The following is a 21,252-nucleotide window of genomic DNA, read 5'->3' on the forward strand; positions in this document are numbered from 1 at the left end:
ACCATGAGCGAAAACAACAACAAAATGACTCAAGCGATGCACCGGCGGGACTTCCTCAAGCACAGCGCCGCAGCCGGTGCCGTGGCCGCCGCGTTTTCCATGGGCCTGCCGCTGCAGGCCTTTGCCGAGGAGGCCACGCCCAAGCCGGGCGGCGTGCTGCGCATGGGCCTGGCCGGCGGCAGCACCACCGACTCCCGCGACCCGGGATCCTGGGTCGACACCTTCACCTTCGTCGGCTTTTCGGCGGTGTACAACACCCTCACGGAAATCGCGGTGGACGGCAGCGCCATCCCCGAATTGGCCGAAAGCTTCGAGTCGACGCCCGACGCGCGCACCTGGACCTTCAAGCTGCGCCAGGGCGTGACCTTCCATAACGGCAAAAGCCTGACCGCTGACGACGTGGTGGCCTCGATCAACCATCACCTGGCAGCCAACTCCACCTCGGCGGCCAAGACGGTGATCGGCGATGTGGCCAGTGTCAGCGCCAAGGGCAGCGATGCCGTGGTGTTCGAACTGCACTCGGGCAATGCCGATTTCGCCTATGTGGTCGCCGATTACCACCTGGTGATCATGCCCGCCAAGGACGGCGCCGCCGACTGGCAGGCCGGGATCGGCACCAGCGGTTATCGCCTGAAAAGCTTCGAGCCGGGCGTACGCATGGACCTGGAGCGCAACCCTGATTACTGGAAGCCGGGCAGGGCACACTTCGCCAGCGCCGAGCTGTTGGCGATTGCCGACGGCGCAGCGCGGGTCAATGCGCTGGTCACCGGGCAAGTCGACGTGATCAACAAGGTCGACCTGAAAACCGTAGCCCTGCTCAAGCGCAATCCCACGCTGGTCATCGAAGAAACCAAGGGCGCCCAGCACTACACCTTCCCGATGTTGTGCGACAGCAACGAGTTCAAGAACAACGACATCCGCATGGCGATGAAGCATGCGATCAACCGCGAAACCCTGCTGGCCTCGGTGCTGCATGGCTATGGCCTGGTGGGCAACGACCATCCGATCCAGCCGGGCAGCCGCTTCATCAACGCCGCCCTGGAGCAGCGCACCTACGACCCGGACAAGTCGCGATTCTACCTGCGCAAGGCCGGTGTGGAGTCGCTGAAGGTGCGCCTGCAAGCTTCCGATGCCGCCTACACCGGCGCGGTGGATGCTTCGGTGCTGTTCAAGGAGCAGGCGCGCCAGGCCGGGATTGATATCGACGTGGTGCGCGAGCCGGCGGATGGCTATTTCTCCAACATCTGGATGAAGCAGCCGTTCACCACCTCGTTCTGGTACAGCAGCCTGACTGCCGACCGCATGTTCAGCATCGGCTACGCCAAGGGCGCGGCGTGGAACGAAACCCATTGGGATAACGACCGCTTCAACCAGTTGCTCAACGCAGCGCGAGGTGAGATGAACGCGCCGCTGCGCCAGGAGATGTACAACGAAATGCAGAGCCTGTGCCGGGACGACGGCGGGGCGATTGTGCCGTTGTTCGCCAGCTCCGTGGCGGCCCGCTCGAACCGCGTCAGCCATGGACCGCTGACGGCGCCGTATGGGGAACTGGATGGGTTGCGGTTGATCGAGCGATGGTGGCAGGCGTGAAGATTTCAGAAACGCCACAAATCAATTGTGGGAGCGGGCTTGCTCGCGAATGCGGTGGGTCAGTCTCTATCTGTATTGGCTGACACACCGCTTTCGCGAGCAAGCCCGCTCCCACATTGGTCCTGTGTCGCCTTCGAGAACATGCCCAACTCATGAGAACCGAACATGAATAGCCTATTCAAACTGGTACTCCAACGCCTCGCCCTTGGCCTGCTGTCGTTGTTCGCCGTCTCGGTGATCATCTTCCTGGCGGTCGGCATGCTCCCCGGTGATATCGCCCAGGCCATGCTCGGCCAGTCCGCCACGCCGGAAACCGTCGCCGCCTTTCGCGCCCAACTGGGCCTGGACCTGCCGCCCCTGAGCCGGTTCGTGCAATGGTTGCTGCGCCTCCTGCACGGCGACCTCGGTGCGTCCCTGGCCAACCAGCGTCCCATCGCCGAACTGATCGGCGCACGCCTGGGCAACACCTTGCGCCTGGCGGCACTGGCGGCGTTGGTCTCGGTGCCCCTGGCGCTGGTGCTGGGGATGCTCGCCGCGCTGTACCGCAACAGCTGGTTCGACCGCCTGCTCAACACCTCGGCCCTGAGTGCGGTGTCGTTCCCGGAGTTCTTCGTCGCCTACCTGCTGATCCTGGTGCTTTCGGTCAAGCTGGGCTGGTTTCCCAGCCTGTCCAACCTGGCGCCGGATGCCTCATTCGCCACCATTCTCGAACGTTCGGTGTTGCCGGTGGCCACCCTGAGCCTGGTGGTGATCGCGCAGATGATGCGCATGACCCGCGCCTCGCTGATCAACCTGCTGGCCAGCCCGTATATCGAAATGGCCCGGCTCAAGGGCATCAGCCAGTCGCGGATTATCTGGCGCCACGCACTGCCCAATGCCCTGGCGCCGATCGTCAACGTGATCGCGCTCAACCTCGCGTACCTGGTGGTGGGCGTAGTGGTGGTGGAGGTGGTGTTTGTCTACCCGGGCCTCGGCCAGTTGCTGGTGGACTCGGTGTCCAAGCGCGATATCCCGGTGGTGCAGGCGTGCAGCCTGATCTTTGCCGCCACCTACATCCTGCTCAATACCGGCGCCGATGTGCTGTCCATCGCCACCAACCCACGCCTGATGCATCCCAAGGGGTAGACCATGAGCCTTCTCACACAAGTGGCCCGGGCGCCGTTGAGCGCGAAGTTCGGCCTGCTGGTCATCGTGCTGTACGTGCTGGTGGCGTTATTTGCGCCGGTGCTCGCACCTTACGGGGAAACCCAGGTGGTGGGTGACGGGTTTGCGCCCTGGAGCGGCCAGTTCCTGCTGGGCACCGATAACCTTGGGCGGGACATGTTCAGCCGCCTGGTGTATGGCGCGCGCAACACCCTGGGCATCGCTTTTTTGACGACGGTGCTGGCGTTTTTACTGGGTGGCTTGAGCGGCTTGATTGCGGCGATCAAGGGCGGCTGGGTCGATCAAGGGTTGTCGCGGGTGGTGGACATTCTGATGGCGATCCCGCAGCTGATCTTCGCCTTGCTGATTCTCAGCGTGGTGGGCACCAATGCCACCTCGCTGGTGCTGGTGATTGCACTGCTGGATTCGACCCGGGTGTTTCGCCTGTCCCGGGCCGTGGCGATGACCGTGGTGGTGCAGGACTTCGTCGAAGCCGCGCGCTTACGTGGGGAAGGGCTGTGGTGGCTGGTCACCCGCGAAGTGCTGCCCAATGCCGCCGCGCCATTGATTGCCGAGTTCGGCCTGCGGTTCTGTTTCGTGTTCCTGTTTATCAGCGCGCTGTCGTTCCTTGGCCTGGGCATTCAACCACCCACCGCCGATTGGGGCAGCATGGTCCGCGACAATGCGGTGCTGATTACCTTCGGCGACATCAGCCCGTTGCTGCCGGCCCTGGCGGTGGCGTTGATCACCGTCAGCGTGAATTTTGTCGTCGACTGGATGCTGCATAAATCCAGCGGCCTGAAGGAGTGTTGAGGATGGACAAGCCACTGCTGGAAATCCGCAACCTGCAGATTGAAGGGCATTACGAAGACGCCTGGCATCTGCTGATCAAGGGCATCGACCTGACGTTGCAACGGGGTGAGGTACTGGGGCTGATTGGTGAGTCTGGCGCGGGTAAATCAACCCTGGGCCTGGCGGCCATGGGCTTTGCCCGCGACGGTTGCCGCATCACCGGTGGCTCGGTGTGCTTTGACGGTATTCAGCTGTTGCAGGCCAAGCCAGAAGCGCTGCGCAAGCTGCGAGGACTGCGCATTGCCTACGTGGCGCAAAGCGCTGCCGCGTCGTTCAACCCGGCCCACCGGCTGATTGACCAGCATGTGGAAACCGCCGTGATCAACGGTGGCATCAGCCGCGCCCAGGCTGAACGCGAGGCGGTGGAGTTGTACCGCGTGCTGCGCCTGCCCAATCCGGAAACCATCGGCCAACGGTATCCGCATCAGGTCTCCGGTGGGCAGCTGCAACGGGTGATGACCGCCATGGCGATGGCCTGTCACCCGGACCTGATCATCTTCGACGAACCCACCACCGCCCTCGACGTCACCACCCAGATCGAAGTGCTGGCGGCGATTCGCGATGCGGTGAAAACCTTCGGCAGTGCCGCGCTGTATATCAGCCATGACCTGGCAGTGGTCGCGCAGATGGCCGACCGCATCATGGTGCTGCGCCACGGCAAGCTGGTGGAGGAGGCCGAGACCCGCGCCATGCTCAGCGCCCCGCAGCAGGACTACACCAAATCCCTGTGGGCGGTGCGCAGCTTTCGCACCGAGCCCAAGGCTTGCCCGCAGCAGCAGGTGCCGTTGCTGGAAGTGCGCCAGGTGTGCGCCAGTTACGGGCATCAGCCGGTGTTGCATGACGTGTCGATGAGCTTGCATCGCGGCCAGACGTTGGCGGTGATCGGTGAGTCCGGCAGCGGCAAAAGCTCCACCGCACGCTTGATTACGGGGTTGCTGCCGGCTACGGCGGGGCAGGTGCTGTATGACGGTGAAGCGTTGCCGGCGGACTTTCGCCGGCGCAGCAAGGAGCAGTTGCGACGGATCCAGATGATCTACCAGATCCCCGATACCGCGCTGAACCCGCGCCAGCGCATCGTCGACATCATTGGCCGGCCACTGACCTTCTACCTCGGCCTCAAGGGCAAGGCCATGCGCGCCCGAGTCGCCGAGTTGCTGGAGATGATCGAGCTGGACCCGGCCACCTTCATGGAGCGTCAGCCCCGTGAGCTGTCCGGCGGCCAGAAGCAACGTATCTGCATCGCTCGCGCCCTGGCGGCCGACCCACAATTGATCATCTGCGACGAAGTGACCTCGGCCCTGGATCAGTTAGTGGCCGAGGGCGTGCTGAAACTGCTCAACCGCATTCAGCAGCAGTTGGGCGTGGCCTACCTGTTTATCACCCATGACGTGGCCACGGTGCGCGCCATCGCCGACGAAGTGGTGGTGATGCAGCGGGGCAGGGTGGTGGACCAGGGCAGCCGCAGCGCGATCTTCACCCCGCCGTATCAGGACTACACCGGCTTGCTGTTTTCATCGGAGCCGGAAATGGACCCCGACTGGCTCGACCATTTGCTGGCCAAACGGGCCGCGCTTACTTCTTGAGGAGTTTTTATGAAGGTGTTGATTGTCCACGCCCATCCCGAGCCGCAGTCGTTTACCGCGGCCTTGCGTGACCAGGCCACGGCTACCCTGCAAGCGCAGGGGCATGAGGTGCAGGTCAGTGATTTGTACGCGATGAACTGGAATCCCGTAGCCAGCGCCTCGGACTTCACCTCGCGGGAGAACCCCGACTACCTGGTGTATGCCCTGGAGCAGCGCCTGGGGGTGAAAAGCCAATCCATCGCGGCGGATATCCAGCAGGAGTTGGACAAGCTGCTGTGGGCCGATCTGCTGATCCTCAATTTCCCGATCTTCTGGTTCTCGGCGCCCGCGATGCTCAAGGGCTGGATTGACCGGGTTCTGGTGTCGGGCGTGTGCTACGGCGGCAAGCGGTTCTATGATCAGGGCGGGCTCGCCGGCAAGAAAGCGCTGGTCACGGTGACCCTCGGCGGGCGCGAGCATATGTTTGGCGAGGGTGCGATTCACGGGCCGTTGGAGGACATGCTGCGGCCGATCCTGCGTGGCACGCTGGCGTATGTCGGGTTTGAGGTGCTGGAGCCGTTTGTGGCGTGGCATGTGCCGTATATCAGCGCCGAGGCCCGGCAGGATTTTCTGCGCAATTACCAGCAGCGGCTGGAAGGGCTGGCGGATGACCAGCCGTTGGTGTTTCCGAAGCTCGAGCAGTTTGATGAGGCGCTGTACCCACTTTAGTCAAGTGAATGAAGATCCAGTGTGGGAGCGGGCGTGCTCGCGAAAGCGGTGTGCCAGTTGATGCATGTGCTGGCTGGACCACCGCATTCGCGAGCAAGCCCGCTCCCACATTTGATCTTCATTGTCAGGCGCGATTGTGTACCCGCAACCGCTCGGCAGCGCTGCGCAGCAGCTGTTCCGTGCCGTCCCAGCCCAGGCAGCCATCGGTGATCGACACGCCGTATTTCATCGACGGGCTCAATGGTTGGCAGCCTTCAAACAGGTGGCTTTCGATCATCATGCCGATCAGCGAGGTGTCGCCCTGCAGGCGCTGTTCCAGCACGTCGTTGAACACCGCCGGTTGGCGCAGCGGGTCTTTGCCGCTGTTGGCGTGGCTGCAGTCGACCATGATCCGCGGCGCGACTTTGCTCTTGGCAAGGTCGGCGTGAACCTGGGCCACGCTCTGGCGATCGTAGTTCGGCCCACGATGGCCGCCGCGCAACACGAGGTGAGTGTCGGGGTTGCCCGGGGTCTGGATGATCGCCGGATGGCCCTGGCTGTCGACACCGAAGTGACGGTGCGGGTGAGCGGCGGAGCGCATGGCGTCACAGGCGATGGCCACGCCGCCGTCGGTGCCGTTCTTGAAGCCCACGGGCATGCCGAGGCCGCTGGCCATTTCGCGATGAATCTGCGATTCGGTGGTGCGCGCGCCAATGGCGACCCAGCTCAGCAGGTCATCGAAGTAGCCGGCAGCCATCGGTTGCAGCAGCTCGGTGGCGACCGGCAGGCCCAGGCGCAGCATTTCCCGCATCAGTTCCCGGGACAGGGTCAGGCCGGCGGCCATGTCGTCGCTGCCATCCAGGCGTGGGTCGTAGGCCAGGCCTTTCCAGCCGATGGTGGTGCGGGGTTTTTCGACGTAGGCGCGGATCACCAGCAGCATCTGGTCACTGACTTCATGGGCCAGTTTTTTCAGGTTGCGTGCGTATTCCATGGCCGATTCCGGGTCGTGGATCGAGCACGGGCCGACGATCACCAGCAGGCGTGAGTCTTCACCCTTGAGGATGGCGCGCACGGCTTGGCGATGGGCGTGGATCTGTTCGTTGAGGAATGGGCTCAGGGGCAGTTGGTGCTTGAGCTCAAGGGCACTGGGCAAACGCTGGGTCAGCGCTTCATTGGCGCAGGACAGGGTGGAAACAGGCAGAGCGGCGATCGAGGCGTTCATATTTGGGCTTCCTGGGCAAGCGGCGGGCTGTTCCCGCACGCTCTGCCCTACTGGGGTGTTCGACAATTGGCCGTATTGGCTACGTGTGCTGGCTTGCCACCAATAGGTGACCGATCGGAGGCGGCAGGCTGTCCCGAACGGAGCTTGCTAAATCGCCAGGCGGTGGAGGTGTCGTAGCGGTAATAGGTGGCGTAGTTCATGGCGTGAGTCCTTTAAGTGTTCGGTGTGTGGCAAAAATAATAAGGGCTGAAAAAACAAAACCCCCGGTCGGGGAGCCGACCGGGGGTTAGATTTCTCTGGTAGGCGACCCCTTGAGTAGTGGGCGCCGATTTCAGGTATCAGGCGCGCCAGTGGCTAAACCAATACCCAAAATAAAAGCTGACCAGTGCGCTCAAACCGCTCACGCGGGCAGCCACGACCGAGCGCTGGGCGCTGGCAGCAGGGCAAACCTGAGTGTGGGTGAGTTGCAACATGGTGTGTCTCCAAATGATGGGGGGAGCTTAACTGAGGCGAGCGGGTGGATTCAATCAGTAATTTCTATTGAGGTTGGGTACTTACGGCTATGACCCAAGTGTCGATATGCTGCACGGACTTCACGATGATTGCCTGGATGCGACCATGACGGCCTTGACGATTGCTGCTGCCCAATCCATTTCCATTGCGGGCGACGTACCCGGAAATATCGCGCGTCACTTGGCTTTCATGCGCGTGGCGGCGGAGCACGGCGTGCAGTTGCTGGTGTTTCCGGAACTGTCCCTGACCGGCTATGAACCGTCACTGGCCGCCGGGCTGGCGATCGCGCCCGGGGATGATGTAGTGGCGCCGCTGCGGGAGATGGCCCGTGAGTTGCGCATCACCGCGGTGGTGGGCATGCCGATTCGCCTGGGGGGCGCCAGTGAGGTGTTGATCGGTGCGCTGGTGCTGGGGCCGGATGGCTCGGTGGCGGTCTATACCAAGCAGCATCTGCATCCCGGTGAAGGCGTGGCGTTTGCTGCGGGGCAGGGCGGGGCGGCCCTTGAATGGGGGGACGACCGGATCGCCCTGGCGGTATGCGCGGATTTTTCCCACGCCAGCCACCCTCGACAGGCTGCCGAGGACGGGGCGAACATCTACGCTGCGGGTGTACTGATCAGCGAAGGCGGCTACGCGCCGGACACCGCCTTGCTACAGGGCTATGCCGCCGAGCACCGGATGCTGGTGCTGATGGCCAACCACGGCGGTCCATCCGGTGGCTGGGCCTGCGCCGGGCGCAGCGCAATCTGGGGCGCCGACGGTGGTTTGATCGCGGCTAGCCCGGGTGTAGGCGATACGCTGGTGATTGCACGACGCGACACCGGCGGCCAGTGGCAGGGAGAACAGGTGGCAATCTAGGGAGTTCAGGCACATGGCGTTTCAACTGCAGGCCGCGACCAGCCAACACCTGGCCTTCGCCCGGACCCTGACCCACCAGGCAATGGGTAATTATTATCGCCAATACGACTTGTCGTGGTCCGATGCCGGTTTCGATACCGCCTGGGCCGGACGAGAAAACTGGCTGATCTGTCGCGATAACGAGGTGCTGGGTTTCATCAGCATCAGTCGTGACCCCAAGGCACTGTATATCCGCGAATTGCACATCCTTGAGGCGTTTCGTCATCAAGGGGCTGGCGGCTGGGTTATCGAGCAGATGGTGTACAAGGCGCGCGCGGAAGGGCTGGGTCTTTTACGGTTGACCGTTTTCAAGACCAACCCGGCGCGACGGCTGTATCAACGCAAGGGCCTGGAAATCGTAGATGCGGAGGATTGCTTCTGGCGCATGGAGCGCAATTGCCGGCCGTGATCAGGTGTGAGTACTGCCAATTTTGGGAAAACAGGCACTTGGTTTTAATAAGCGCATACTGACTTCAAGAAATGACTTCCTGATCTTGCCTTACGGTTTCGTCCTCAACCGGGATGATCCCGTCCTTCATGCCTAACAGGACCGCGACCTTGTGGGCTTCTCCCCGCCGTCCCTTTTTGCGCCCAGCGAGCACTTGATAAGTGGTTGCCGGGTCCACGCCATGTTCCCGGGCGAACGCTTGAACAGACTTACCTTGATGTTCCAGCCAAGCCTTGGCTTGTGCAGCAGTGCGAATACCGGGCATAGTTCAAAACCGTTCAAGTTTGTGTAAAACGAGATGAGTGTGTCACCTCTTGGGGTGTGCCAAATAGGATCATACATCCAAATGAGTGGAATCGGTTTCCGGTTAAGGCAAGAAAGAGAGCGACTTGGCCTGTCGCAGAAAACTTTTGGTGAAATAGGAGGTGTAGAAGCTAACGCACAGGGGAAATACGAAAATGGCGGCCGTGCGCCCAAGGCCGATTACTTGTCCCGGGTGGCAGAAAAAGGTGTCGATATCCTGTACGTGTTGACCGGCACGCCGACGCCGACCCAACTGGAAAATCTGAGCCAAATCGAAGAAAAAGTGCTGGGCAACTACCGTGCGATGTTCAAGGAAGACCAGGATGCAATCCATCGCCTGACTTCTACCCTGGCCGAGCATTCACTCTCCACCAATGGAAAAAACCGGTCATCGGCCCCGGATTCCTGACCTTTTACCCAGGAAATTGAGCCGCCCGCCACTCGGCGGCGGCCCGTTGTGCATTGAAACTCTATATATATGACGCTTGCAGCTAGGTCTGCGCCGTGGTTTTTTGCTAAGGTGTTCAGCAACCTATAAGACCATATCGCGAGGTGTCTGCTTGATTAGGGTGCTAGTAGTCGATGACCATGATCTCGTTCGTACAGGCATTACACGAATGCTGGCTGACATCGATGGCCTGCAAGTAGTCGGCCAGGCCGAGTCAGGGGAGGAATCCCTGATCAAGGCCCGGGAGTTGAAGCCCGATGTGGTTTTGATGGACGTCAAGATGCCTGGGATCGGCGGTCTTGGCGCCACTACAAAGTTGTTGCGCAGCCATCCGGATATCAAAGTCGTGGTAGTGACCGTGTGTGAGGAAGATCCTTTTCCTACACGGCTGCTACAAGCGGGCGCGGCTGGCTATCTGACAAAAGGCGCGGGATTGGCGGAAATGGTCCAGGCCATTCGCCTGGTATTTGCCGGCCAACGCTACATCAGCCCGCAGATTGCCCAGCAGCTGGCGATCAAGTCGTTCCAGCCCACCAGCGACTCGCCGTTCGATGCGCTGTCGGAGCGGGAAATCCAGATCGCCCTGATGATTGTCGGCTGTCAAAAAGTCCAGTCGATCTCCGACAAGCTGTGCCTGTCGCCGAAAACCGTGAACACCTACCGTTATCGGATTTTCGAAAAGCTTTCCATCAGCAGTGATGTTGAATTGACCCTGCTGGCGGTACGCCACGGCATGGTAGATGCCAGCGCCTGAAATGACAGCTCCTGAAATAAAGGTCCAATTCGATCCGAGTGCGTTCCTTGCAACCTGCAGTGGCCGTCCCGGCGTGTATCGCATGTTCGACAGCGAAGCGCGCCTGCTCTACGTCGGTAAAGCCAAGAACCTGAAGAGCCGCCTGGCGAGTTACTTCCGCAAGACCGGCCTGGCAACGAAGACGGCGGCACTGGTGGCGCGTATCGCCCAGGTGGAAACCACCATCACCGCCAACGAAACCGAGGCGCTGCTGCTTGAGCAGACGCTGATCAAGGAATGGCGGCCGCCCTACAACATCCTGCTGCGTGACGATAAGTCCTACCCGTACGTGTTTCTCTCGGACGGCGACTTTCCGCGCCTGAGCATCCATCGCGGCGCCAAGAAGCAGAAGGGCAAGTACTTCGGGCCTTACCCCAGCGCCGGCGCCATCCGCGAAAGCCTGAGCCTGCTGCAAAAGGCGTTTTTCGTGCGCCAGTGCGAAGACAGTTTCTACAAGAACCGCAACCGCCCGTGCCTGCAGTACCAGATCAAGCGCTGCAAGGCGCCGTGCGTGGGCCTGGTTGAGCCTGCGGAATATGCCGAGGACGTGCGTCACTCGGTGATGTTCCTCGAAGGCCGCAGCAATGCCCTGGCCGATGAGCTGTCCGGCGCCATGGAGCAAGCGGCCAGCACCCTGGATTTCGAGCGCGCCGCAGAGCTACGCGACCAGATCTCCCTGCTGCGTCGCGTGCAGGACCAGCAGAGCATGGAGGGCGGCACCGGTGACGTCGACGTCATCGCCGCCTTCGTCAACCCGGGCGGCGCCTGTGTGCACCTGATCAGCGTGCGCGGCGGCCGGGTGCTGGGCAGCAAGAACTTCTTCCCCCAGACCGGTATAGAAGAGGAGGTCGCCGAAGTCATGGCGGCGTTCCTCGGCCAGTACTACGTCAGCAGCCCCGAGCGCGACCTGCCGAGCGAGCTGATCGTCAACGTGGTGCATGAGGACTTCCCGGCGCTGATCGAAGCGATTCACGAATTGCGCGGCCGCGAGCTGGACATCAGCCACCGCGTACGCGGCACCCGGGCCCGCTGGCAGCAACTGGCCGTGACCAATGCCGAACAGGCCCTGGGCGCACGTCTGGCCAACCGCCAGCACGTCGCCGCACGGTTTGACGCTTTGGCCGAAGTCCTCAACCTTGACGAGCCGCCCCAGCGCCTCGAGTGCTACGACATCAGCCATTCCAGCGGCGAAGCCACCGTGGCCTCCTGCGTGGTGTTCGGGCCTGAAGGACCGATCAAGTCCGACTACCGGCGCTACAACATCGAAGGCGTTACTCCGGGCGATGACTATGCCGCCATGCACCAGGCCCTGACCCGCCGCTTCAGCAAACTGAAGGACGGCGAGGGCAAGCTGCCGGACATCCTGTTGGTGGACGGTGGCAAGGGTCAGCTATCCATGGCCCGCGACGTGCTCAATGAACTGGCGGTGCCCGACCTGATCCTGCTCGGCGTGGCCAAGGGGGCCACCCGCAAGGCCGGTTTTGAAACCTTGTACTTGAATGATGCCGCCCATGAGTTCACTTTGAAGGGCGACTCCCCGGCGCTGCATCTTATCCAGCAGATCCGCGACGAAGCCCACCGTTTCGCCATCACCGGCCACCGCGCCCGACGTGGCAAGACCCGGCGTACCTCAACCCTGGAAGGGGTGGCGGGGGTCGGGCCAACGCGGCGGCGGGACTTGTTAAAACATTTTGGTGGCTTGCAGGAGCTGTCCCGTGCCAGCATCGAAGAAATAGCCAAAGCTCCCGGTATCAGTAAAAAGCTCGCAGAGTTGATTTATGCAAATCTGCACAGCGAGTAGAATGCCTTCTCACCTCGTAGCCAGTTGTGCCGATGAATATCCCTAATCTGATCACCGTACTACGCGTCCTGCTCATTCCGATTTTCATTTTGCTGTTTTACCTGCCGTACGAATGGAGTTACATGGCATCCAGTTCGGTCTTCGCCTTCGCGGCTGCCACCGACTGGCTGGACGGCTACCTGGCCCGCCGCCTGGAGCAGAGCACGCCGTTTGGCGCGTTCCTGGACCCGGTGGCCGACAAACTGATGGTAGCGGTCGCCCTGGTGCTGCTGGTGCAGGAACATGGCAACCTCTGGCTGACCTTGCCGGCGGCCGTGATCATCGGTCGCGAGATCGTCGTCTCGGCCCTGCGGGAATGGATGGCCGAAATCGGCGCCCGTGCTCACGTGGCCGTGTCCAACATGGGCAAATGGAAAACCGCGGCGCAGATGCTTGCCCTGGTGATCCTGCTGGCCAACCCGTCGGATTTCTCCTTCTGGGTATTGCTGGGCTACGCCTTGCTGCTGATCGCCGCGGGGCTGACCTTGTGGTCCATGCTGCAATATTTGCGCGCCGCCTGGCCGCATCTGCGCACTGAGGTTGAAAAGAAATAAAACTTTTTTGAATCAAGGGGTTGACGGGTGATGAGGATTCTATAGAATGCGCATCACCAAGACGCGGGAATAGCTCAGTTGGTAGAGCACGACCTTGCCAAGGTCGGGGTCGCGAGTTCGAGTCTCGTTTCCCGCTCCAAATTATGATCTACAGAGTTCCGTTGAGTTCTGTAAGTCGTTGAAATCAGGACCTTAGGGTCCTTTTTTCGTTCCAGTGAGTTCCACTGGAAACCACCGACAGCCACGACTTTTAAGTCCATTTTTAAGTCCATCAATACGGGTGTCACGGTTTCCGGATTGTTGCTGGAGGGGCGAGGCCTACGCGACCAGTATCTAGTCCTGACCAAGAGTTCAGGAGCTAGGGCATGGCACTCTCAGATCTGGCTGTCCGGCAAGCAAAAGCAACCGGAAAGCCCTACACCCTCGGCGACCTTGATGGGCTATCCCTGGCGGTGGCACCTGAAGGCGGCAAGTCGTGGCACTACCGCTACTACTGGGCCGGTAAGCAGAAACGCATGTCGCTGGGCACTTATCCCGAGGTCAGTCTCCGGGAGGCTCGTTCTTTGCGCGACGAAGCCCGAGCTCTTTTGGCCAAGGGCATCAACCCCCGAGCACACCGTAAGCAGAAGCGGCAGTCCGTCCGTCTCGCGGACGAAAACACATTCAAGGCAGTGTTCGACACGTGGGTAGAGCATCGTAGACTCGTTCTCAAGGAAGGACGGCAGAGCACGCTCTCACAGATCCAGCGTATTTTTGTCAAAGACGTACTTCCTGCTCTTGGGAAGCGCTCAATCTACGAAATCCAGCGGTCCGACCTGCTGGAGGTCGTGGCGAGGATAGAGCGCAGAAAGGCGCTCACTAGCGCCGAGAAGGTCCGGACCTGGTTCCGGCAGATGTTCCGTTACGCATTGATCATCGTCCCCGGGTTACCGCTGAATCCGGCGTTCGACCTGGACGTCGTCGCGTTGCCCCAGCCACCTGTGCGCCATAATCCATTCCTGCGCATGCCCGAGCTCCCGGCCATGCTCCAAATACTACGTCAGTATCCCGGTAAGCTGCAGACCCAGCTTGGCCTTCGGTTGCTATTTTTGACGGGAGTGCGTACGGGGGAGTTGCGGCTGGCGACGCCGGATCAGTTCCACCTCGATAAAGGCCTCTGGATCATCCCCCCTGAAGTGGTGAAACAGCTGCAGCTTGAACTGCGGAAGGAGGGCAAGCGTTCCGGTGGTATCCCGCCCTACATCGTGCCGCTCTCTGTGCAAGCTGTGGAGGTCGTTCGCCACCTGCTCGATCAAGTGAAGCCAGCCCAGCGGTACCTGTTCGCTCACTACAGTGACTTGAAAAAGCGTATCAGCGAAAACACGCTTAATGCCGCGTTAAAACGGATCGGGTACAAGGATCAACTGACAGGTCATGGCATCAGGGGAACTATTTCCACCGGCCTCAACGAAATTGGCTACCCGAAGATTTGGGTCGATGCGCAGCTCTCTCATTCAGATCCCGATAAGGTGAGCTCGGCGTACAACCATGCCGAGTACGTGGAGCAGCGGCGGCGCATGATGCAGGATTGGGCCGATAGACTGGATCTCTTCGAGCAGTGCCGGGTTGAAGCGGCTAGCATGCCGATCACCATTCGCCTAGAAGGTGTTCCGCAGTTGGCGGGAGGTTTTGACGAAGTGGTCCCTACCGCGACGCGCGCTCCCATCCTGGGGGCGACAAGCGCAGGAAGCACAATGCCGACGCTGCCTGCAGCCGCTCAACGCATATCGGCTGTTTCAGGACTAGCGCTTGGGCTTTCGGATATACAGCGAGAGCGAATGGAAATGCTGGAGATGTTCAACGCACCACATAATCTCCCGGTGGCGGTGTTTGCTGAGATGGCTGGTAAATCACGCAGATGGATCAGTTACGAGGTTCAGGCCAAAAGAGTGCTTGCGTTGAGCCTGGGTAACCAGGGGCGGCGCGTTCCAGATTGGCACCTAGATCCCCTGAAACATAAGCTGGTGCAGGCTGTTCTGAAGCATTCGCAGGACGCTGATTCCTGGGCGATTTACCGAGCATTACTGAATCCCCATGGAGTGCTGGATGGCCGCACGCCGATTGAGGGCGTTACGTCAGCGAATTTCCATGAGGCTGTTATGGCCGCGTGCTTTACTTTGAAGAGTAGCGAGACCTTGCACACGCAGTTCAACGCGGTGTTCAGGTGACGACTACGCCTGGTGTGCTGACCGACGACGTCGCAGACATGGGCATGGGCCTGCTGATCATGACCTTACGTGATCTGGGCACCGGCGACCGCATCGTGCGCGAAGGCCACTGGGGCTCCGTCGTACAACCACTGGCGCGAAAAGTTACCGGCATTCAGCTGGGTATCGTCGGGCTGGGCCGGGTTGGACATGCCATCGCCAAACGCGCCTTAGCCTTCAACATGACGGTGAATTACACCGATCTGCGTGAGCAGCCACAAAGCGGCTACACCTTTGTTCCGGATCTGATCGAGCTGGCGCGCCGCAGCGACGTGCTGATGCTAGCGGCATCTGCCGATCAAGGCAGCGCAATCATCACTCCAACGGTACTCGAGGCACTGGGCGCCAATGGCTATCTGATCAATGTCGCACGCGGCAAGTTGGTTGATGAGCCAGCGCTGATTGCTGCCTTGAGCAACGGCACCATCGCCGGTGCAGGCCTTGATGTTTTTGTCGATGAGCCTCGCGTTCCGGATGCCCTGCGCTCGTTGAACAATGTGGTGCTGCAGCCGCATCGCGCCAGCGCTACCGAGCAGACCCGATTGGCCATGGGCGAAATCGTGTTGGTCAACCTGCAGGCCTGTTTTGCGGGTTCACCGCTGCCTGCTGCGGTCGCTTGCTGAGACACGCTCTACATATCATTCCAACAATAAAACTTCCCGCGAGGGAAGCCGGAGAGCCCCATGACCTCCAAGACCGCACCGTTAGAAATCCCGCTTGAAAAGGCCCATGTCGGGCGTCGCCGGTTCGTCATTCTCGCGCTGATTTTCATTGTCACCGTCACCTCCAAGTCACCAGCGTGGCCACCATAGCCAAACTGGTTGCGCTTGCGCGCAACGCGCCATGCCTGGCGCACCCCAAAAAAACATGGTTCTTGAACCATGGGGCATCAGTTTTCTGGCTGTTCAAACCACCAGAACGAGGTGCGATGAAGGCTTAAATGCTGTCCACAATCCCGCCTTCCACTCGCAGTGCCGCGCCCGTCGTAGCCGACGACAGGGGCGAAGCCACGTAGGTCACCATGTTCGCCACTTCGTCCAGCTGCGCCGCGCGGCCGATGATCGAGGAGGGACGGTGCTGTTGGACGAATGCAATGCCCGCTTCTTCCAGTGTCTGGTCGGCAGGGGCATTTGCCATCAGCATCTGGGCCGCGCCTTCAGACAACGTAGGGCCGGGCAATACGCTGTTCACGGTCACGCCTGTGCCTGCGGCCATCTTGGCCAGCCCGCGAGCCAAGCCCAACATGGCGGTCTTGCTCATGCCGTAGTGCACCATGTCCGCCGGGATGTTGTAGGCCGACTCAGAGGCAATGAAGACCACGCGGCCCCAGTTGCGTTCCAGCATCTGCGGCATGTAGGCCCGCGACATGCGAACGCCAGACATCAGGTTCACATCCCAGTAGCGCTGCCACTCGTCGTCGCTGATGTCAAAAAACGGCACGGTGCCATAGATGCCCAGGTTATTGATCAGAACGTCGCAGTGCGGCGCTTGCACCGCCAACTGTTGGCAGCCTTCGGCCGTGGCCAGGTCAGCAACCACGCCTTGCACCTCAACGCTTGGTGCGTGGGCCTGCACGGCGGCTACAGCCTTGTCCACCGCTGCCTGCGTGCGGCCGTTGACCACAACGTTTGCACCAGCCTGAGCCAGAGACTTGGCAATCGCCAAGCCAATGCCAGCAGTGGAACCCGTGATGACGGCAGTCTTACCGTTTAAGTCGATGTTCAGCATGGTGAGTATTCTCAGTGAGTGGTTGCTATGCAGTCACTGTAGAAACGACCCGATAAAAGATAAATGCGCGCATAATATTTTGATTAAAAACTATTGGTTTCTAATCCTGTGGACAAGTTCAGCAGCATGATGGTCTTCGTCAAGGCGGTAGAGAGTGGCTCCTTCGCAGCTGCCGCTGATGCGCTGGAGCTCTCTGCCCCCATGGTCGGCAAGCATGTGCGCCAGTTGGAGCAGCAGCTCGGTGTGACCTTGCTCAACCGCAGCACCCGCCGCCAAAGCCTGACGGAAGTGGGGCGCAACTACTACGAGCGCTGCAAGATCGTGCTGGTGGAGGTGGAAGCAGCCGATGCCATTGCCCGCGACAGCCGTAAATTGGCGCAAGGCCATTTGCGTATCAGCGCTTCCATCAACTATGGCACCCATTGTTTGGCTCCCGTGCTGGCCGGTTACCGTTCCAGTCACCCGCAGGTCACACTTGGGCTGGAGTTGAGCGACAGCGTGGTGGACGTGATTGCCGGTGGCTATGACGCAGTGTTTCGCGTGGGTACGATGCCCGACTCAGGCCTACGTGCGCGGCCCTTGGCGCCGTACCGCATGGTGGCTTGTGCGGCTCCGGCCTATCTAGTCGAACATGGCGCGCCACAAGCACCGGCTGACTTGGCGCAGCACCAATGCCTTGGCTTCACCCACTGGTCTCCGCGCGAGGTCTGGTATTTCGATGGGCCCAATGGCCGCGAAAAAGTTGCCATTCATGGGCCGCTCTCTGCCAACGTTGGCCACGCGCTGCGTGTGGCGGCGTTGGGGGGCATGGGCATCATCTTGCAGCCCGAGGCACTGGTGGCCGACGACTTGCGGGCGGGTTGCTTGCAGCGCGTGCTGCCCGACTACGCCGCCCCAGCTCTGCCCGTGCATTTGGTTACGGCGCCGGGGCGGCTGCGTACCCAAAAGCTGCAAAGTTTTTTGGACTATATCGTCGAAGTGCTGGGGCCGCAGTCGGGCGGGAGAGGCACCAACAGGTGATTGTGGGGAGCGAGAAACCGGTCAACCGAGCGATCTCTATTTCATCAGGCGGTGAAAGCGGTGGTCGAAGGGTTGCCCCCGCAGTTCAAGGCGGTGAAGGCACTGATCAACAACGTCGGTCTAGCTCTGGCGCCCAGCGCGGCGCAGAACGTCGATCTGAATGATTGGCACACCATGATCGACACCTGGTCGCAGAAACTGCCCGACTGGCTGGGCTTGCACGTACGTTGCTTCGCTTTTCTCGGCGGGACGTCAGAAATCCTGGTGCCGGATTATGTGGCGCGCCACATAATCCGGCTTTTGTTCCCTTCGCCGTTATGTTCCCAGCGCGGGCGTTTGGCCGTACTTCAAGGCGACTGCGCCGGTAAACGCCACATAACGTTTCACTCTGGTCGGATGATGACCTTCCACCCTGTTTCATGGAATGGAGGTTGTCATGTTGGAACGTTATTTCTTGAAGCCGCAAACTGTCGATCGGATTCGCGGCAATTGGCTTGTTCAACCGGTTTTTCTCCCGAGCGCAGAAATGCACCATAAATTTTCTTAGCCATTGCGGCTCTGTCTTGTGCATTTGCTCAGTCGGTAAAATGCCGACTCTCAAGCAACCAAACCAGTCATCACCTTGCACTCTGCGAAAGCCGCAATCAATCGAGAAACAATCCTCATGAAAACGCGACTCCATCGTCATCTGTATCGTAGGTGATGGGGTCGGGAGTGGGATGGTCGAAGCCTCGATCCCAAAGTAGAAGACGGCCTCGATTTAAGGTTTCATCACGAAAGCATTGGAGGAGCAAATCGTCCAAGGCCATCTACACTTCCAAGAGCTGCCTAGAATCCTACCGATGAAAGGTGGCGTCCCTGTCGCGCTCAATGAACACCTTGCGGGAACTATCCGCGTCGCCGGTGACATGTCACGTGATGATGGGATGATCGCCGAAAAACCGCTGTCAGACTCGCTAGCCCGAAACCTCGACAATGAATCTCTTGTTCGTTCTGAGTCAAGATGGCCGCCCCGCTATCTGCCCATTAAACAGGTAGTAGGCGTGCAAAAGGCTGCAGCGACTGTGAGCCGCACGATACAGCTGTATACTCCGGGGGAGTTTCACAATATACTCCCAGCCAGTATCTTGATATGTTCCCTGCCAGCACCAATGTAAAATTCCTGCTTCAGACTGCCAAAGGGTTATCACATGCCACATTCACCTGAAGAGAAGAAGCGCGTTCTGGCTAGAGTTCGCCGTGTAAGAGGTCAGCTCGATGCACTGGAATCAGCGCTGGAAGCGGGTGCTGACTGCGCGCCTGTCCTGCAGCAAATTGCTGCAATTAGGGGAGCAGTGAACGGGCTGATGGCTGGGGTACTGGAAAGCCATCTAAGAGAAGAATTCACGACATTAGTAGATTCAACTGAGGCGCAGCGGTCTACTATTGATGAGGTTATTTCCCTGGTGAAGACGTACCTGAAATAGCAATCAATGGCCTACCGCGATGACAGCCCAGACTAAATGAGCACCATCCTCTGGAGAAAAACCATATGAAATCTCGTGCTGCAGTAGCCTTCGAAGCAGGTAAACCGCTTCAAATCGTAGAGATCGACGTCGAACCACCTCGCGCAGGCGAAGTGCTGATCAAGATCACCGACACGGGTGTTTGCCATACAGATGCCTTCACCCTGTCCGGTGATGACCCTGAAGGCCTCTTTCCTGTCGTTCTGGGCCACGAAGGCGCTGGCGTTGTCGTTGAAGTGGGCGAAGGCGTAACTAGCCTCAAGCCTGGCGATCACGTAATCCCTCTGTACACCGCAGAATGCGGTGAGTGCCTATTCTGCAAGTCTGGAAAGACCAACCTATGCACCGCAGTGCGTGCGACCCAAGGCAAGGGTGTTATGCCGGATGGTTCTACGCGCTTCTCCTACAACGGCCAGCCTCTGTACCACTATATGGGGTGTTCGACTTTCAGCGAGTACACGGTGGTTGCTGAGGTGTCGGTCGCAAAGATCAACCCAGATGCCAATCATGAGCACGTCTGCCTGCTGGGCTGCGGCGTGACTACCGGTATCGGCGCTGTGCACAACACCGCCAAAGTACAGCCAGGCGACACCGTGGCTATTTTCGGCCTGGGTGGCATTGGATTGGCAGCAATTCAGGGTGCACGTCAGGCCAAAGCCGGTCGCATCATTGCTATCGACACCAACCCTGCCAAGTTCGACCTAGCTCGCCAGTTCGGTGCGACTGACTGCATCAACCCTAAGGATCATGAGCAGCCGATCCAGCAAGTCATTATCGAAATGACTGGCTGGGGCGTGGATCACTCCTTTGAGTGCATCGGTAACGTGCACGTCATGCGTGCTGCGTTGGAGTGCGCCCACCGTGGCTGGGGTCAGTCCATTGTCATCGGTGTTGCCGGTGCAGGCCAGGAAATCTCTACACGCCCATTCCAGTTGGTTACCGGGCGCACCTGGAAAGGCTCCGCATTCGGTGGCGTGAAAGGCCGTAGCCAACTGCCGAAGATGGTTGAAGATTCGATGAAGGGTGAGATCGAACTCGCCCCGTTCGTGACCCACACCATGCCCTTGGAGCGCATCAACGAGGCGTTCGACCTTATGCACGAAGGGAAGTCGATCCGTACGGTAATCAAATACTGACGGGTTCCCCCCTTGGGCATATGCCCAGGGGGGGGCTGTCGTATTCCCCCCACCCACGCAACGTTGGAGATACAAAGTGAGCAATGTAAAACTGCATCCTTCTCTGGATAACGGTATCAAAACTGCCATCGACGGGTTCGCCGGTGGCACCCTTCAGTGCCTATGCGCAACCAACAAGGTTGAGGTCGAGGTAGGTGCTCAAACTCTGCACAATCATGCGTGCGGTTGCAGCAAGTGCTGGAAGCCTGCAGGCGCGAAGTTTGCGGTGATCGCGGTTGTTCCTCGTGACAAGGTCAGCGTGACTGCTAACGCCGGAAAACTTGCTATCGTCGACGCAAACGCCACTATCCAGCGTCATGCTTGCAAAGACTGCGGTGCGCACCTGTTTGGTCGGATTGAAAACACTGGTCACGCCTTCCACGGCCTGGACTTTGTTCATACCGAACTGTCGCCACAAGCCGGTTGGGCTGCTCCAGGCTTTGCCGCGTTCGTTTCTTCGGTAATCGAAACCGGCACTCCGCCAGCAGAGATGGATGGAATCCGTGCCCGCTTCGGCGAAATCGGCCTTCCTACCTATGACTGCCTGTCCCCGGCACTGATGGACGCCCTGGCTACTCATACCGCCAAGCAGAACGGCGTGCTCTAAACTGTTTGCAACACCGTAGTCGATAAGCAATACCTCCGATAACACATAGTGCTATCGAGCGTACTCGCTCGCCCGTAAAAAGGCGGGTGAGCGAGTAC

Annotated in this window: 23 protein-coding genes, 1 tRNA gene and 1 pseudogene; 21 read left to right on the forward strand and 4 right to left on the reverse strand. The window is 59.9% G+C overall.

Annotation, left to right across the window (positions count from 1 at the left end):
• The first annotated feature begins 3 nt into the window (after nt 1–3).
• The 5 genes from AC3WKX_RS05875 to AC3WKX_RS05895 all read left to right on the forward strand — a co-directional run bounded on the left by AC3WKX_RS05875 (nt 4) and on the right by AC3WKX_RS05895 (nt 5,876).
• Nucleotides 4–1,590, forward strand: a complete 1,587-nt coding sequence (locus AC3WKX_RS05875) for an ABC transporter substrate-binding protein (protein ID WP_102605447.1) — start codon at nt 4–6, stop codon at nt 1,588–1,590.
• 165 nt (nt 1,591–1,755) lie between these two features.
• Nucleotides 1,756–2,715: an ABC transporter permease gene (locus AC3WKX_RS05880; RefSeq protein WP_102605448.1), complete on the forward strand. Its 960-nt coding sequence runs from the start codon at nt 1,756–1,758 to the stop codon at nt 2,713–2,715.
• Between the two features lie 3 nt (nt 2,716–2,718).
• Nucleotides 2,719–3,546: an ABC transporter permease gene (locus AC3WKX_RS05885; protein WP_102368693.1), complete on the forward strand. Its 828-nt coding sequence runs from the start codon at nt 2,719–2,721 to the stop codon at nt 3,544–3,546.
• Nucleotides 3,547–3,548: 2 nt separating this feature from the next.
• Nucleotides 3,549–5,168 carry an ABC transporter ATP-binding protein gene (locus AC3WKX_RS05890; RefSeq protein ID WP_008436058.1) on the forward strand — a complete coding sequence of 540 codons (1,620 nt, stop codon included), beginning with the start codon at nt 3,549–3,551 and terminating at the stop codon, nt 5,166–5,168.
• Nucleotides 5,169–5,177: 9 nt separating this feature from the next.
• Nucleotides 5,178–5,876, forward strand: coding sequence for an NAD(P)H-dependent oxidoreductase (locus AC3WKX_RS05895; protein WP_008436059.1), 699 nt, complete (start codon nt 5,178–5,180; stop codon nt 5,874–5,876).
• A gap of 124 nt (nt 5,877–6,000) precedes the next feature.
• Here AC3WKX_RS05895 and AC3WKX_RS05900 read toward each other — a convergent pair whose 3' ends face one another.
• Together AC3WKX_RS05900 and AC3WKX_RS05905 are read right to left on the reverse strand one after the other, a co-directional pair.
• Nucleotides 6,001–7,077: a 3-deoxy-7-phosphoheptulonate synthase gene (locus tag AC3WKX_RS05900; protein WP_003208943.1), complete on the reverse strand. Its 1,077-nt coding sequence runs from the start codon at nt 7,075–7,077 to the stop codon at nt 6,001–6,003.
• Nucleotides 7,078–7,415: 338 nt separating this feature from the next.
• On the reverse strand, nt 7,416–7,550 hold the full coding sequence (locus AC3WKX_RS05905) for a hypothetical protein (RefSeq protein ID WP_003208942.1): 135 nt from the start codon (nt 7,548–7,550) through the stop codon (nt 7,416–7,418).
• Between the two features lie 145 nt (nt 7,551–7,695).
• Here AC3WKX_RS05905 and AC3WKX_RS05910 point away from each other — a divergent pair, with 145 nt between their 5' ends.
• Nucleotides 7,696–8,448, forward strand: a complete 753-nt coding sequence (locus tag AC3WKX_RS05910; protein ID WP_102605459.1) for a carbon-nitrogen hydrolase family protein — start codon at nt 7,696–7,698, stop codon at nt 8,446–8,448.
• Between the two features lie 13 nt (nt 8,449–8,461).
• Nucleotides 8,462–8,896: a GNAT family N-acetyltransferase gene (locus tag AC3WKX_RS05915; RefSeq protein WP_102368696.1), complete on the forward strand. Its 435-nt coding sequence runs from the start codon at nt 8,462–8,464 to the stop codon at nt 8,894–8,896.
• Nucleotides 8,897–8,960: 64 nt separating this feature from the next.
• On the opposite strand, the gene AC3WKX_RS05920 is transcribed toward AC3WKX_RS05915, so the two are convergent.
• On the reverse strand, nt 8,961–9,200 hold the full coding sequence (locus AC3WKX_RS05920; protein ID WP_003208935.1) for a DNA-binding protein: 240 nt from the start codon (nt 9,198–9,200) through the stop codon (nt 8,961–8,963).
• A gap of 81 nt (nt 9,201–9,281) precedes the next feature.
• Here AC3WKX_RS05920 and AC3WKX_RS05925 point away from each other — a divergent pair, with 81 nt between their 5' ends.
• The 8 genes and pseudogenes from AC3WKX_RS05925 to AC3WKX_RS05960 all read left to right on the forward strand — a co-directional run bounded on the left by AC3WKX_RS05925 (nt 9,282) and on the right by AC3WKX_RS05960 (nt 15,931).
• Entirely contained in the window at nt 9,282–9,647 is a 366-nt protein-coding gene (locus AC3WKX_RS05925) for a helix-turn-helix domain-containing protein (RefSeq protein ID WP_023658724.1), read from the forward strand.
• A gap of 151 nt (nt 9,648–9,798) precedes the next feature.
• On the forward strand, nt 9,799–10,440 hold the full coding sequence (gene gacA, locus AC3WKX_RS05930; protein ID WP_008436066.1) for a response regulator transcription factor GacA: 642 nt from the start codon (nt 9,799–9,801) through the stop codon (nt 10,438–10,440).
• 1 nt (nt 10,441) lies between these two features.
• The gene (uvrC, locus tag AC3WKX_RS05935; RefSeq protein WP_032899474.1) at nt 10,442–12,280 is read left to right on the forward strand and encodes an excinuclease ABC subunit UvrC; all 1,839 of its coding nucleotides are present in this window, start codon (nt 10,442–10,444) and stop codon (nt 12,278–12,280) included.
• A gap of 32 nt (nt 12,281–12,312) precedes the next feature.
• Entirely contained in the window at nt 12,313–12,873 is a 561-nt protein-coding gene (pgsA, locus tag AC3WKX_RS05940) for a CDP-diacylglycerol--glycerol-3-phosphate 3-phosphatidyltransferase (RefSeq protein WP_003208929.1), read from the forward strand.
• A 63-nt stretch (nt 12,874–12,936) separates the two neighbouring features.
• Nucleotides 12,937–13,012, forward strand: a tRNA-Gly gene (locus tag AC3WKX_RS05945).
• A 226-nt stretch (nt 13,013–13,238) separates the two neighbouring features.
• Nucleotides 13,239–15,080: a tyrosine-type recombinase/integrase gene (locus AC3WKX_RS05950; RefSeq protein WP_057976730.1), complete on the forward strand. Its 1,842-nt coding sequence runs from the start codon at nt 13,239–13,241 to the stop codon at nt 15,078–15,080.
• Nucleotides 15,044–15,742 (forward strand): annotated as a pseudogene (locus tag AC3WKX_RS05955) (NAD(P)-dependent oxidoreductase); the annotation flags it as partial. The gene AC3WKX_RS05950 and the pseudogene AC3WKX_RS05955, both read left to right, overlap by 37 nt.
• A gap of 60 nt (nt 15,743–15,802) precedes the next feature.
• Nucleotides 15,803–15,931, forward strand: a complete 129-nt coding sequence (locus AC3WKX_RS05960) for a hypothetical protein (protein WP_255312017.1) — start codon at nt 15,803–15,805, stop codon at nt 15,929–15,931.
• A 124-nt stretch (nt 15,932–16,055) separates the two neighbouring features.
• On the opposite strand, the gene AC3WKX_RS05965 is transcribed toward AC3WKX_RS05960, so the two are convergent.
• Entirely contained in the window at nt 16,056–16,844 is a 789-nt protein-coding gene (locus AC3WKX_RS05965; RefSeq protein ID WP_057976741.1) for an SDR family NAD(P)-dependent oxidoreductase, read from the reverse strand.
• Between the two features lie 111 nt (nt 16,845–16,955).
• Here AC3WKX_RS05965 and AC3WKX_RS05970 point away from each other — a divergent pair, with 111 nt between their 5' ends.
• The 6 genes from AC3WKX_RS05970 (at nt 16,956) to gfa (ending at nt 21,154) form a co-directional block, all read left to right on the forward strand.
• The gene (locus AC3WKX_RS05970; protein WP_197678989.1) at nt 16,956–17,867 is read left to right on the forward strand and encodes a LysR family transcriptional regulator; all 912 of its coding nucleotides are present in this window, start codon (nt 16,956–16,958) and stop codon (nt 17,865–17,867) included.
• Nucleotides 17,868–17,927: 60 nt separating this feature from the next.
• A complete protein-coding gene (locus AC3WKX_RS05975) occupies nt 17,928–18,404 on the forward strand; it encodes a hypothetical protein (protein ID WP_178083045.1) in 477 nt (158 codons plus the stop codon).
• A gap of 245 nt (nt 18,405–18,649) precedes the next feature.
• Nucleotides 18,650–19,024 (forward strand): heme-binding protein, encoded by a 375-nt coding sequence (locus AC3WKX_RS05980; RefSeq protein ID WP_223816886.1) that lies wholly within the window; start codon nt 18,650–18,652, stop codon nt 19,022–19,024.
• A 33-nt stretch (nt 19,025–19,057) separates the two neighbouring features.
• Nucleotides 19,058–19,333, forward strand: a complete 276-nt coding sequence (frmR, locus tag AC3WKX_RS05985) for a formaldehyde-responsive transcriptional repressor FrmR (protein WP_102605449.1) — start codon at nt 19,058–19,060, stop codon at nt 19,331–19,333.
• A 65-nt stretch (nt 19,334–19,398) separates the two neighbouring features.
• The gene (locus AC3WKX_RS05990) at nt 19,399–20,508 is read left to right on the forward strand and encodes an S-(hydroxymethyl)glutathione dehydrogenase/class III alcohol dehydrogenase (RefSeq protein ID WP_060765788.1); all 1,110 of its coding nucleotides are present in this window, start codon (nt 19,399–19,401) and stop codon (nt 20,506–20,508) included.
• Between the two features lie 76 nt (nt 20,509–20,584).
• The gene (gfa, locus tag AC3WKX_RS05995; protein ID WP_060765787.1) at nt 20,585–21,154 is read left to right on the forward strand and encodes an S-(hydroxymethyl)glutathione synthase; all 570 of its coding nucleotides are present in this window, start codon (nt 20,585–20,587) and stop codon (nt 21,152–21,154) included.
• Nucleotides 21,155–21,252 lie beyond the last annotated feature (98 nt).

The organism is Pseudomonas sp. GP01-A4 (assembly GCF_058780865.1).